The sequence below is a fragment of the Dongia sp. P2_B8 genome (assembly GCF_056404715.1).
The window spans coordinates 477,540-490,284 of sequence record NZ_JBFUDM010000002.1; the positions used below are offsets into that span (position 1 = coordinate 477,540).

A 12,745-nucleotide genomic window follows, 5' to 3' on the forward strand; every position below is an offset into this window, starting at 1 on the left:
CGCGGAGTATGGTTATTGAGCGTTAACAAAGATAAAACCGCCTGGCCAATTGTCCTGCTGGGGGTTGGGATCAGCGCCTTCGGCGCCTTCCTGCAATTCAAGCTGCCTCCCGTTTTGCCGGCTTTTCTCGGCGAATACCCCCATAGCGCCGATGTGGCGGCGGGTTTCATGTCGGTCTTTGCCCTGGTGGGCCTCCTGGCGTCGGCACCCATTGGCCGGCTTCTGGAGCACCATGCCCTGATCTGGGCCTTGTTCGCGGGCCTCGGCATTGCTGCGGTTGGAATCCTGCTGGGCCTCAGCGCGCCGCAATCCGGCCCTCTCATGCTGCTGGCACGCGGCTTTGAGGGGTTCACCTTTGCCATCTTTGCCCTCATCGGCCCGGTCATCGCCAATTCTGCCGCAGCCCGGCGCGATCTGGGCCTGGTGACGGGTCTCATTGCCGCCTGGATTCCGATCGGCCAGCTGCTGGCGGGCCTGCTGGCGCTGGCCGGGGCTGATTGGCATGCCTTGTGGCTGATCAATCTCGGCCTCATGGTCCCGCTGATCTGGGCCGCATTACGGCAACGGGCCTGGCTGGGACCGGTCAAACTGAGCGGCAGCAGCAGCGGCAGCACGCTGCCGGCCAAGACCGATCGCGGCCTGGTCATCGGTGCCGGCATCTTCCTGCTCTGGTCGCTGCAGTTCTTCGCGTTCATGACCTGGCTCACGAAATATCTGACTGGCGAGCTGCATCTCAGCGCGACGCTGGCGATTCTCGCTTATCTGCTGCCGGTGGTCGTGGTGATGATATTCAACATCGGCACGGGCTGGCTGCTGTCGCGCGGCCTCAAATTGCTGCCAGCGCTGGTGGTGGCGCTGCTGTTGCAAGCCCTGGTCTGGATCTCGGCACCCTGGCTCGATGGGCTGCCAGGTATTGGCATGCTGATCGTCTTTGGCATCGGTGCTGGCGTGGCACCGGCCTGCTTCTTTCATCTGCCGCATCATCTTGAGCGCGTGCAGGCGGGGCCAAAGGCCTATGGCGTGCTGATGACCGGCCGCAATTCAGGCGTGTTCCTGGGGCCAATTCTGATGGCCTGGCTGTTCCAGGGCAGCCTCGGCTGGTCGGGTGCTGCCTTCGTGGTCGCTGGCATCACGGCGCTTGCAGCTCTGCTGGCGCTCAGCCTGGCGCCGCGGCTGCGCAGCAAGGACTGAAAGCGGTTCAGTACCACTCGATCTCGAACGTACCAACCTTGTCGGGACCCTTGAAGATGATACGGCAATTGGCGCCGCAATCGTCGAGGGCGATCTGGCGCGCTGCTGCTTCGTCACCGCACCCGTCCACGGCGTAACCGCCCCAGCCCCATTTCTTGATGTTGCAGCCGATGGAGAGGCCGATCTTGTCGCCGGCAGCGTTCACCGCGAGGAACCGGTATTTGGCGGTCTGCTTGGCCGAGTTGGAAAGGTACTTCTCGATCTCGGACCGCAGGTTTTCGGCGATACGAACCACGCCACCGTCCTCGGCAGGTACCTGCGTGGAGGCCGGTGCAGGTGCCGCAATGCCTGCGGTGGTTTCGACCGGCGCTGTCACAGCTTCAGCCTCCGCCGCGGGCAGCGCGGCGGTCTCGACACTGCCATCGCCTTTCACCCAATCGATCTCGAAATCGCCGATCTTCTGCATGCCTTTGAAGATCACCTTGCAATTGTTGCCGCAATCATCGAGCGCCATCTGTCGTGCTGCTTTTTCATCGCCGCAGCCGTCCACGGCATAGCCGCCCCAACCCACCTTCTTGATATTGCAGCCGATGGACAGGCCGATCTTGTCGCCAGCTTCATTCACTGCAAGGAACCGGTATTTGCCGGTCTGTGCCTTGGAATTGGACAGGAACTTCTCGATCTCCGGCCGCAGCGTTTCGGAAATCCGCAAGGCGTTTCGCACCGGTTCGGGTGCAGTCGTGACCGGCGGCGGCGCGGGTGCTGGTGCTGGCGTCCGCGACGCCGCGCTGAGATCGGCTTTCAGCAGCTTGGCGCTGATATAGCCCGCACCGGCGGCACTCGTCACCTGCAGCCAGGACGCGTCCGGCGTCCGGCCGGTCACGATGACCTTTTCAGCTTTTTGCACCTTACCGACGATTTTCGCGTCAGCCTCCGGCTTGGCACGGATGTTTGCGTTCTTAATTGCGATGTAGGCGTCTTCCATCGGCACGATCCCGGCATCCTCCGGCGCTACGACCGTGCGCGTGCTGTCGGCATCGCTCGCGGTACCGGCCGTCACGATCGGTTCCGGTGCCACAGGAGGTGTTGGGGCCGGTGTTACGACAGGTGTCACGACAGGTGCTGGCGCGGGTGCCGCGACGGCTGCGACTTGTGTGTCGCCGGTCAACTTCTCTAGGCGATCGCGCGCCAAGGCGGCATACAGGCCGTCGGGAAATTGTTGCAAGAACGCCTGCAAGACAACGGGATTGGTATTATCCTTGACGCGGTCCCAGGCCCTTTCCGCTGCCGCGCCATCGGCCGGCGCGACGGTTGGCGCAGGAGCCGGTGCGACACTGGCGACGGGGGCTACCCGCGCGCCGGCCAGTGTGACGGTGGCGGTCAGCGACGAGGAATCCCACGGTGTCTGCTGCTGGTTGGTGGCGGAAAGAACTTGGAGGCGCACTGCCCGGTGCACTTCCTCGATCGCCTCGCCCGGGCGCAACAATTCTTGCGCCAGTGCCAGTGCATAGGGACTGTTGTTGCCATCGCCGTCGAGCGACACATCGCCCGGCGCCGTCGAATAGCCGACAAAACTGCCGCGCGGCGCATCGACGCGCGCAAGGCCGCGCTGCGTCGAACGGAAGCTGCGCGAGAGCGGGTTGTTGCGGCAGGCATCGAGGAAGATGAGGTTCACGCCATTGCCGGCATATTGCATCTGCGCGAGGATCGCATTGGCCGAAACCGCTTCCAGGTCGACATCCCGTTCGGCTTCGATATGCGCGCCGATCGGCAGCAGATAGTTCTCGCCGTCGACCTGCAGACCATGGCCGGCATAATAGAAGAAGCCGACGCCTTCAGAGCCGGCGGCCGTGAGCGCCTCGCCGAAATCGCGAACCGCGCGCTTCAGCTGCTTCTGATCGACGTCGAGCGCCAACGTGACGGCAAAGCCCAACTGCTTCAGCGTACGCGCCATCAATTTTGCATCATTGACCGGATTGCGCAGCCGGCCGATCTCGGCGCCATAATCGCCATTGCCGATAACCAGCGCCACGCGCCCGGTGTCCGCCGCAGCTTGCAGCGGCAGGAAGGCCATTATCAGAAGAAATGCGCCGGCTGTCAGCCGGCAGAGGCACGCACGCATGCCACAACCCCATGGATTGATTCAGCCGGCGGCAAATTCGCCCCGCCCCCGGCATCTGATCGCCATCATAAGGCAATTGACTGCATGAGCCAAAATGACGCGCATCACAGATGGCGGCGTATGGCGAAACGACGAATTCGCCCCGGGCATCATATCAATTCAGGCGCAAAATATTGATCGGGAATTGTTTTGGGCGGCCACGACGCTGCGTTAAGAAATCCGCCGCCGGTATAAACTCATATCTGCGTGTGGGCTCATATCCGCGTGTGGGCCGGTCTCTGCGCGTGGCGCGCCCAGGGAAGATCTACCGGCGATGAATTTTCAGGGAACCAGTTTATAGCCACCGGCATCGGTGATCAGGATCTGCGCCTTGGCGGGATCCTTTTCGATCTTCTGGCGCAGGCGATAGACATGCGTCTCCAGCGTGTGCGTGGTGACGCCGGCATTGTAGCCCCAGACTTCGCCGAGCAGGGTCTCGCGCCCAACCGCCCGCTGTTCGGCGCGGTAGAGATATTTGAGGATCGCGGTTTCCTTTTCCGTGAGCCGGATCTTCTTGTTGGCCTTCTCGTCGACCAGCATCTTCACATTGGGCTTGAAGACATAGGGGCCGATCGGAATGAGTGCGTCTTCGCTATGCTCGTGCTGGCGGAGATGCGCCCGAAGGCGCGCCAGCAATTCACCCAGGCGAAAGGGCTTCGAGATATAATCGTTGGCGCCCATGTCGAGGCCGCGAATGGTATCGGCCTCGCCGGATGATGCCGTCACCATGATGATGGGAACACTGATGCCGGCCTTGCGCAGGGCCTGGCATACCTGGCGGCCATCGCCGTCTGGCAGGCCGACATCGAGAAGCACGGCATCGGGCTTCTCGCGCTGTGCCACCACCAGGGCCTCGGCTGCCGTGCCGGCTTCGGAGCAGATGAATTCGCCGTCGACGGCGAGCTGTTCGGCCAGGGTCTTGCGCAGGGCTTCGTCGTCATCGACAAGCAGAATGCGGCGCTGGTGGGTCAAGCTCATGGGTAAGGCAACTCCCCTAATTCTCTTGTTGAGATAACATCGCCCCCGCTCCATGACAAGGGATTCGCGAAAAAATTGTCTATTTTCGCGGGCTTAGCAGTGGGGAAGGCAAGCTGGAGCGTGGCCTTCCGTCCCGCTTTTCCACCTCGCTGGGGTGGGCTTGACCGGATCAGCAAATAATCCCCATATGCGCAGGAGCTTCCACGGCTGCCAGCGCCTTTACCTGCGGCCGCCGGATGAGACTGAAGCGCACCAACAGCGACCCGGGACTGCCATGACGCCCATCGACCCGGCCGCCCTCGACCCCAGTGTCTGGACGGCCACCTGCCTCGCCCAAGTAGAACGTGCCGTCGCGGAATTGCGCCGCGGTGGCGTTGTGGCGCTGCTGGAGGGCGACAAGGCCGCTCTGGTGTTGGCGGCCGAGACGGTGGAGCAGCCGGCCCTGGCGACCCTGCTGGCGGCCAGCTCGGCCGGAAAGAAGGGCGAGGTCCGCCTGGTATTGACCGCTGAACGCGCCCAGGCGCTGCAGAAGCGGGGCCTCGGACCTTTGCCCGCCAACGCCCCCGATCAGGATTACCGGCTGCTCGCGGTGGCTGGCACCCTGGCTGCGGAAGCTGTCCGGCAATTGGCCGATCCGACCGTGCCGGCCTTCGACGCCCCAAGTCTGTACGGGGCGTTGGGTGTTACCCTCGCCAGTGATATTTCGCCGGCCTTCTGCCAGGGCTCGATCGAGCTTGCCAAGGCTGCGCGTCTGCTGCCGGCCGCTATTCTCGTCCTGGTGCCGCGGGCCGGCCTCGATCATTGGGTCGATCCGGCCTTCCGCCTGGAAGCGCGCGATCTTGCTCACTGGCGTCGCAACGCGGCGGCCAATCTGCGCCGCGTGAGCTCGGCGCGGGTGCCGCTTGAAGGTGCCGAAGAGGCCGAAATCATTGCCTTCCGGCCCCATGACGGTGGCAAGGAGCATCTTGCCATCGTGATCGGCAAGCTGGACAGCAGCAGCCCGGTGCTCGCCAGGCTGCATTCGGAATGCTTCACCGGCGATCTCCTGGGATCGCTGCGCTGCGATTGCGGCGAACAATTGCGCGGCGCCATTTCGGCCATTGCCCAATCGAAGCCGGGTGGGACCGGCAGCGGCGTCCTGCTCTATCTGGCGCAGGAAGGCCGCGGCATCGGCCTCGTCAACAAGCTGCGCGCTTATCGCCTGCAGGATGCCGGGGCTGATACGCTGGATGCCAACCTGCAGCTGGGCTTCGGGGCCGATGAACGGCTCTATCAGCCGGCCGCTGAAATGCTGCGCCAGCTGGGCATCGGCGCGGTGCGGCTGCTGACCAACAATCCGGACAAGGTCACCGGCCTCGCGCAATGCGGGATCAATGTGACGGAACGTGTTCCGCACGTGTTCCCCTCGAACGACCATAACGAAAAATATCTCTCCACCAAGGCGATCCGCTTCGGCCACATGTTCTGAAGCGAGCCACCCCCGCTGGCACGGCCATTGCTTATCAAGACCTGACGGATCCCGGGCCGGTGCCTGGGATGGGTTCAGGGATATGGCCAGTGGCGGAAGTTCCCGGCATCACGACGTTACCGACAGTGTACCCAGCCGGTGCCCAGAACGGGGCTGTGGCGGGCGGTATGCTGCGTCCGGGCGCCATCGACCAAAGCCAGTTCCAGCAGCTGTTGCTGGCCCAATATCAGGCCCAAAACCAGGGCAAAACCGCCGATCCTCCTAAAGGCATGACTCTCTCGGATTACCGGAAACTGGCTGGCATCCAGGTGGCCGCTTCAGTCGCCGCTCCCAGCACAACAGGGGCGAGCCCACCAGCCGTGGCATCCGCCAGGCCGGTCCAGGCGGCACCCGCCGGCGACGGTATCCCGACCCTGAGCTTGGAACAATTTGCCGCGCTTACCGGCCTCACGATGCCGGAATCGCCTCCCCTTGTCCTGCCGGCCGACGATTCAACCGGCCAGATAACCGTGGCGCTTGCCACCTCGCCGGTTGAAACCGCGGACATGGGGCCGCTGGACGCGCCTGTCGATGAGCAGGCGCCTGCGGAAGTGCCCGTCCCGACAAATGTCCCTGCTGAATCGGCTGATGGCGTACCGGTCACGGCACCTGTGGACGCGGCCGAGACGCCGCCGGCCGAAGATGCGGCGCCGGCAAATTCCCGTGTCGTGCTGCTGGATCACGTCCCGGACCGCGAGGAACAGCGTATCATCATGGCTCATGGCAAGAGCTGGAGCATGAAGGAAACGCCCGGTGCGCGGGAACTGTTCCTGGGGCCGGATGGCAAGTTCGGCTGGGATGATTTTGTCGACATCATCAATCCGCTGCAGCATATCCCGGTGGTTTCGCAGATTTACCGCGCCGTGACCGGCGACCAGGCCTATGGCCTGTCAGCGTTTATCGGGGCAGCACCCTTTGGTGCCTTGTCGATCGCCAGTGCCGTGGTTGATACGGTCATCCGGGCGCAGACCGGCCGTGACGCCGGCACGGACATGGCCGCCCGTATCTTCGGCATCGACAATCGAACGCCGGAAGAAGCCGATCTCCATCTCGGACGATCCGACCAGCCGCAGCTGGCCGAAACCGGCAGCACGGATAATGTACAGGTGGCAGACGCCAGCAGCGTGCAGCAGGCCACCAGCAACTCAGGCTGGACCCGCGACAGCGCCGGCATCGCCCGCGACTGATCCCACCCCAGATAGAGCGATGTCGCGGCAGCGTGGACTTGCCTCGCTGCGTCCGACCGGTCATGTTCGCCACGACGATTCGTGTCCCGAACATGGCATTATCCAGGGCAAGCGTTCATGCCGAACCCACCCCATATCAGTCCCCCGATCGGGAAATTCTGGCGCAAGCTGATGCTTGGCCTCACGACATTGACGGGCGCCCGGCAACGCGGCTTCTTCATCCCCTATCGCTATGCCCATCAGGTGCGCTCGCCGGCAGGCTATGACCTTGCCAGCCATCTCTTCGCCGCATCGCACTCGCATTTCTCGGCGGCGCTGACGCGCCTCGATACCTATCGCACCGAACTGACGCAGATCGAGGCGCTGGCCGAAGCACCGGCGCCGCGCTGGAACCAGGATTGGTTTGCACCACTCGACGCCGCCATTCTTTATGCCACGGTCCGTGCGCAGGCCCCGCGCCTACTGCTGGAAATCGGATCCGGCCATTCGACCCGTTTTGCCGCCCGCGCCATTGCTGATGGCGCCCTGCCGACGCGCCATGTGGCGATCGATCCGGCACCGCGCGCCGATTGCAGCCTGCTGCGGATCCAGCTTCAGCGCTGCGTGCTCGATGATGTGGATCCAGCGCTCTTTGCCGAACTTGGCCGCGGTGACATTCTGTTCATTGATTCCAGCCATATTCTGATGCCTGGCACCGATGTCGATCAGCTGTTCAACCGCATCCTACCGGGCTTGCCCAGCGGCGTTCTCGTCCACATCCATGACATCTTCCTGCCCGACGATTATCCTGCGGACTGGGCGTGGCGTGGTTACAACGAACAGCTGGCGGCCCTGCCGCTGCTTACCAGCGGCGCCTATCGCGCGCTCTTTGCCAGCCGCTATGTGCAGACACGCATGGCAAAAGAATTGGCAGCGTCGCTGGTGGCGACACTGCCTTGCCACAACAATCTGGCGACATCCTTGTGGCTTGAGAAGCGTTGACGGACGGCTGTTAGTTCTGCCGCTTCACCGCGACCTCACGAACCCAGTAACGGCCACCGACATTGGTCAAAAGAATGCCGTCGAAGTTTCCGCCGAGACTGTCATCATCTGCCGTGATGGCGGTCTGGCCATCCATGACGACCAGCATCGCGCCATCGGGATCGCGGCTGAAAGACAGTTCATGTGATTTGCCATCTTCAAGATTGATGGTGCCGTCATAACTGCCTAGGTCGGTCAGGCCGCCAGCCGAGACACGCTGCAGCAGCAGACCCTGGCTGTTGCCCGGCTGATAGGTCAGGCGGTACTGGTTCTGTGCCGATCCACCTTGATAAAGGCTCATCTGCAGACCGCCATAACGATCGACTGACGTGAACTTGAAGCTGGCCAAGAAGGCGGCCGGAAGCTTCGCCTTGGTATAGATGGCCGCAAGCTGCGTGTTCGATTGCTGTTGAGTTCCTTGCGCATTCAGCAATCCGCCGAGCAACGTGTTGAGGCCGGATTGCTGCCGGACAGTGCTCAACAGGCCGATATTCTTGCCTTTGATGTCAAGCCGCCAGACACCGGTGGTGACCTTCCAGGTGGGATTGGCTGTAAAGTCGCCGTCGCTGAAGTTTTCGAAGAAAGGCTGTGCCTGAGAGACTATGGCTGCGGCCTCATAGTTGGTGATCAAGAGGTTCAGATCGTCGATAAAGTCTTGCGACGCGGCATCGTCTTTTTCAGCCTGCGCGACTTTTGCCTTGAGATCGTGCAGGAATGCCTTTGTCGTCTTGCCCTGTTGCGTGCCCGTCCATGGCTGGTAGGTCGCAACGGCGGCGCCATCTGCCTGGGCAAGCGGTATGGCCAGGGGCATGGAGAGGAAGGCGCCACTCAGTGCGAGCCCGAAGCAGGTGGTGAGGGCGAGCATTCTGGTGGACATGGGGGGTGTGCTCTTAACCGGATCCCGGCGTAAGATTTTCATGACCGTGTTTCCTGATCTAGGGACAATCCTTTACGATTTCCCGTTTCGCCCGTCGGCATGACTGGATCAGTGCGACGGTCGTACTGGCGACACGGTCGTATTGGCTTCTAGTTCTAGTGTGACAATGGCAGGAACTGAGATTCGATCCCGGCAGCACAACATAAACCTCTGGCTGAAGAGCCTGCCGGTGTTGCCTTTGCCAGAATGAGGCAATAGGCACATCTGGCAACCGACCACGACGTGGTCGTGATCGGCCCCAGTCCTATGTTTCCTGGCCTATGTTTCCTGGCCTATGGTCTTTCGGACCTAAGGCAGGAACGGTCATGAAAGCAAGACGCCGTGTCTACGGCAGCGGCTTCACCGACACTTCGCGGATCCAGTAGCTGCCGCCGACATTGGTGAGCAGGATGCCGTCGAGATCGCCGGTCAGGCTCTTGTCGTTGGCATTGATGGCGGTTTGGTTGTCGAGCAGCACGATCATCTTGCCGGTGGAATCCCGGCTGAACGACAAGGTGTGGACATTGCCGTCTTCCAGATTGATGACGCCGTTATAGCTGCCCAGCACCGTGGCGCCGTTCGCAGTCACCTTCTGCAGCACCAGGCCCTGATTGTTGCCGGGCTGATAGGCGACACGATACTGGTTCTGTGCCGAGGCGCCCTGATAGAGGCTCATCTGCAGGCCGCCATAGCGATCCTTCGAGGTAAACTTGGCGCTCGCCGTGAAGAGGCCCGGCAGCTTTGCCTTGGTATAGATCGCGGCATATTGCGCGTTGGCGGTTTGCTGCGTGGTGCCGCCTTGCGGATTGAGGAGATTGCCGAGCAGCGAGTTGAGATTGGCCTGCTGGCGGATCTTGCTGACCAGCCCCTTATTGTTGCCCGACTTGTCGACCTGCCAACTGCCGGCGGTCACCTTCCAGGTCGGGTTGGTGGCAAATTCGCCATCGCTGAAATTGTCGAGGAAGGGCTGCGCCTGCGAGACCATCGTGGCGGCTTCGTATTCGGCAATGACTTGCTTCAGATCAGCGATGAAATCCGGCGAGGCGGCCTGGTCCTTTTCGGCCTGGGCGATCTTTGCCTTGAGGTCGGTCAGCATTTTCTGACTGGCCTTGCCCTGCGTGGTGCCGGTCCAGGGTTGATAGGTGGGAACTGCATTCTCGGCCTGGGCCGGGGCGGCGGGCAGCAAGAGACCGCCGAGCGTCAGGCCGGCCGTCGCCGTCAGGGCCAGGGCCAATGTCTTAAGTGAAATGATGTCGCGGCTGGCGCGCAGGTTGCGGCGTGAATTATCCATGACAGGGTTTCCTCTCTTGCGGAAGTTTCTTTACTGTTGCTCGATTCGGTCTCGTCGAGTCTTAGCGGTGCTCAGTCTCAGTCGCGCGGCCTGAAGAATCGTTTGAATCTGGAATCGTTTGGACCTGGAATCGTTTTTAGATTGATCGGCTTCGTGGGCAGGTATCTTGTCATAACGGCTGCAACCACGAATTAATCCATTATGGAGTGAGATGGGCGTCGTGCGGAAGGGCTTCGCGACACTTTTTCGTGACCTGGCGGTGGTCATCGTGGCCATGGCGGCTCTGGTCGGTTTTACCGGCCGCAGCGACTGGCCGCTGCTGGTGGTGGTGTTGGCAGCTGCCTTGTCGGCTCTGGCCTTCATCGTGCTGCGTCACCATACGCCGCAGCCGGATGCGGCCGAGGCACCCCTGCCTGGATCGTCCCCGGCAGCAACCGGCCAGCCTGTCGGTCTTACGCCGGACATCATTCTCAGCAGCTCGCGGGCGGTCTTCGATGCGCTGCCGGACCCGATCCTGGTGCTGGACGGGCAGCGGCAGATCCGCCTTGCCAACATGGCGGCGCGGACGCTGCTGGGATCGGATATCGAGGCGCGCAGCCTGCTCTCGGTCTTGCGGCAGCCGGCGCTGTTGACGGCGCTCGATGCGCTGGCGCGCGGTGCGGAACCCGAAGCGGTCGAGCTGCCGGAGATTGCCGGCCATTCCCTGGTGGCGGAACTCTCCGCCATCGACGAAGAGGGGGCAGCCGTCGGCCGGACATTGATTGTGTTTCACGATGTCTCGAATCTGCGCCGCGCCGAATCGCTGCGCAGCGATTTCGTGGCCAATGTCAGCCATGAACTGAAGACACCGCTTGCCACCCTGATCGGGTTCCTGGAAACGCTAAAAGGTCCGGCGCGCAATGACGAACAGGCGCGGGCGCGCTTTCTCGACATCATGCTGACCGAAGCGCAGCGCATGAGCCGCATCGTCGCCGATCTGCTGTCGCTCTCGCGCATCGAGCTCAATGAACATCAGCCACCTGAAGGCCATGCCGATTTGAAACGCCTGTTGGCGTCGGTGGTGGACGGGCTGGTGCTGAAAGCCGAACAACGCGGCATTGTCATCCGCACGCCGGATCCCGCAACGCTGCCGATGGTGCCGGGCGATGCCGATGAGCTGACACAGGTGGTGCAGAATCTGGTCGACAATGCGCTGAAATATTGCCGCGACCAGGCGGTCGTCACCATCGCTGCCAACATCATCACCGATCCGGCATTGCTGCGGCTGCACCTGCCGCATCCCAAGGGCGTGCCTGCGGCAGTGGCGTTGCGTATCCAGGACCAAGGGCAGGGCATCGCGCGTGAACATCTGCCGCGCCTGACGGAACGTTTCTATCGTGTCGATACTGCGCGCTCGCGTGATCTGGGTGGCACGGGCCTCGGCCTTGCCATCGTCAAGCACATCGTCAACCGGCATCGCGGCAAGCTGGAAATCCAGTCGGTGCTGGGCCAGGGCAGCACCTTCACCATCTATCTGCCAATGGACGCAGCACCGGCCAAGGCAGCCTGATTAGCTGCCGGCCTGTGCGACCAGCCAATCGGCGATCTTGCGCAGCAGCCGGTCCGTGGGGTGATTGCGGCGGTAGGTGATGAAATAGCCATGCTGTTCCCGCCGCAGGCCGGGCAGGAGCTGCACCAATGTCCCCGCCTGCAGCAAGCCGTCAACCAGCCCGCGCCAACCGAGGCCGATACCTTCGCCGCTGAGGATCGCCTGCAGTACCAGGGGATAGGTGCTGTAGAGCATCTGTGGCTTGGGTGCTTGCGTCACCACATGATGGAGCCGCAGCCAATCGCTCCAATCCAGCCAATCGGCATTGCTGCTGTCGAGATGGAGGAGATTTTCCTCCAGCAGTGAAGCAGCTGCGAGGTCCCGGCGCCCAAGATGCGGCCGCCGCTCCAGGTAAGCCGGTGTGCAGATCGGGAAGACTTCTTCGGCGAAGAGATCGATCACATGCGAACCCGGCCACTGTCCGGTGCCAAAGCGGATGGCGATATCGCACTCCGCCATATCCAGCCCGTCATCATCGTCGCTGGTCATCAATCGGAAGGCGAGACGCGGATAGGCATCGCGCAACTGCGCCAGGCGCGGCATCAGCCATTGCTGGGCAAAACCGAAATTGGTGGCGATACGCACCGTCTGGTCGCCGGTCTGCGCGCGGAGGGTCGCGGTTGCCGCGGCGATGTGATCAAGGCCGAGCGCCACTGCATGGCGATAGCCGTTCCCGGCCGTGGTCAGGGTAAGGCCGCGCCGGTTGCGGTAGAACAGCGGCTGGCCGAGATCGGCTTCCAAGATCTGCAGCTGCCGGCTGATCGCCGGCTGGCTGACGCCCAATTCGCGGGCAGCCGCCGACATGCTGCCCAACCTTGCGGCAGCTTCGAAGGGGATCAGGCACCCAATTGGCGGGAATCGACGCACAGACATACTAATAGCTTATATCAGATCAAAGTTTATGGC

General features: G+C 62.4%; 10 protein-coding genes. 5 read left to right on the plus strand and 5 right to left on the minus strand.

Features of this window, described 5'->3' with window-relative positions:
* Window positions 1-15 precede the first annotated feature (15 nt).
* Entirely contained in the window at window positions 16-1,191 is a 1,176-nt protein-coding gene (locus AC1DWZ_RS07105) for an MFS transporter (RefSeq protein WP_477168173.1), read from the plus strand.
* 7 nt (window positions 1,192-1,198) lie between these two features.
* Here the strand turns inward: AC1DWZ_RS07105 and AC1DWZ_RS07110 are convergent, their stop codons facing one another.
* Complete coding sequence (locus AC1DWZ_RS07110; RefSeq protein WP_477168174.1) at window positions 1,199-3,313, minus strand: caspase family protein; 2,115 nt, start codon at window positions 3,311-3,313, stop codon at window positions 1,199-1,201.
* A gap of 321 nt (window positions 3,314-3,634) precedes the next feature.
* Window positions 3,635-4,324 carry a response regulator transcription factor gene (locus AC1DWZ_RS07115; protein ID WP_477168281.1) on the minus strand — a complete coding sequence of 230 codons (690 nt, stop codon included), beginning with the start codon at window positions 4,322-4,324 and terminating at the stop codon, window positions 3,635-3,637.
* A 280-nt stretch (window positions 4,325-4,604) separates the two neighbouring features.
* Here AC1DWZ_RS07115 and ribA point away from each other — a divergent pair, with 280 nt between their 5' ends.
* The 3 genes from ribA (at window position 4,605) to AC1DWZ_RS07130 (ending at window position 8,005) form a co-directional block, all read left to right on the plus strand.
* On the plus strand, window positions 4,605-5,798 hold the full coding sequence (gene ribA / locus AC1DWZ_RS07120; RefSeq protein WP_477168175.1) for a GTP cyclohydrolase II: 1,194 nt from the start codon (window positions 4,605-4,607) through the stop codon (window positions 5,796-5,798).
* Window positions 5,799-5,887: 89 nt separating this feature from the next.
* On the plus strand, window positions 5,888-7,024 hold the full coding sequence (locus AC1DWZ_RS07125) for a hypothetical protein (RefSeq protein ID WP_477168176.1): 1,137 nt from the start codon (window positions 5,888-5,890) through the stop codon (window positions 7,022-7,024).
* Window positions 7,025-7,141: 117 nt separating this feature from the next.
* Window positions 7,142-8,005, plus strand: coding sequence for a class I SAM-dependent methyltransferase (locus AC1DWZ_RS07130; RefSeq protein WP_477168177.1), 864 nt, complete (start codon window positions 7,142-7,144; stop codon window positions 8,003-8,005).
* A 10-nt stretch (window positions 8,006-8,015) separates the two neighbouring features.
* Here AC1DWZ_RS07130 and AC1DWZ_RS07135 read toward each other — a convergent pair whose 3' ends face one another.
* Both AC1DWZ_RS07135 and AC1DWZ_RS07140 read right to left on the minus strand, forming a co-directional pair.
* Entirely contained in the window at window positions 8,016-8,921 is a 906-nt protein-coding gene (locus AC1DWZ_RS07135) for a hypothetical protein (protein ID WP_477168178.1), read from the minus strand.
* Window positions 8,922-9,306: 385 nt separating this feature from the next.
* Entirely contained in the window at window positions 9,307-10,251 is a 945-nt protein-coding gene (locus AC1DWZ_RS07140) for a hypothetical protein (RefSeq protein ID WP_477168179.1), read from the minus strand.
* Between the two features lie 211 nt (window positions 10,252-10,462).
* On the opposite strand from AC1DWZ_RS07140, the gene AC1DWZ_RS07145 reads away from it, so the two are divergent.
* Complete coding sequence (locus AC1DWZ_RS07145) at window positions 10,463-11,800, plus strand: ATP-binding protein (protein WP_477168180.1); 1,338 nt, start codon at window positions 10,463-10,465, stop codon at window positions 11,798-11,800.
* Here AC1DWZ_RS07145 and AC1DWZ_RS07150 read toward each other — a convergent pair whose 3' ends face one another.
* Window positions 11,801-12,712: a LysR substrate-binding domain-containing protein gene (locus tag AC1DWZ_RS07150; protein ID WP_477168181.1), complete on the minus strand. Its 912-nt coding sequence runs from the start codon at window positions 12,710-12,712 to the stop codon at window positions 11,801-11,803.
* Window positions 12,713-12,745 lie beyond the last annotated feature (33 nt).

Bases quoted from the DNA above. Each gene is read 5' to 3' on its own strand.
- AC1DWZ_RS07130 (WP_477168177.1), top strand. From the start codon at position 7,142: ATGCCGAACCCACCCCATATCAGTCCCCCGATCGGGAAATTCTGGCGC.
- AC1DWZ_RS07140 (WP_477168179.1), bottom strand. From the start codon at position 10,251: ATGGATAATTCACGCCGCAACCTGCGCGCCAGCCGCGACATCATTTCA.
- AC1DWZ_RS07145 (WP_477168180.1), top strand. From the start codon at position 10,463: ATGGGCGTCGTGCGGAAGGGCTTCGCGACACTTTTTCGTGACCTGGCG.
- AC1DWZ_RS07150 (WP_477168181.1), bottom strand. From the start codon at position 12,712: ATGTCTGTGCGTCGATTCCCGCCAATTGGGTGCCTGATCCCCTTCGAA.
- AC1DWZ_RS07110 (WP_477168174.1), bottom strand. From the start codon at position 3,313: ATGCGTGCGTGCCTCTGCCGGCTGACAGCCGGCGCATTTCTTCTGATA.
- ribA (WP_477168175.1), top strand. From the start codon at position 4,605: ATGACGCCCATCGACCCGGCCGCCCTCGACCCCAGTGTCTGGACGGCC.
- AC1DWZ_RS07135 (WP_477168178.1), bottom strand. From the start codon at position 8,921: ATGTCCACCAGAATGCTCGCCCTCACCACCTGCTTCGGGCTCGCACTG.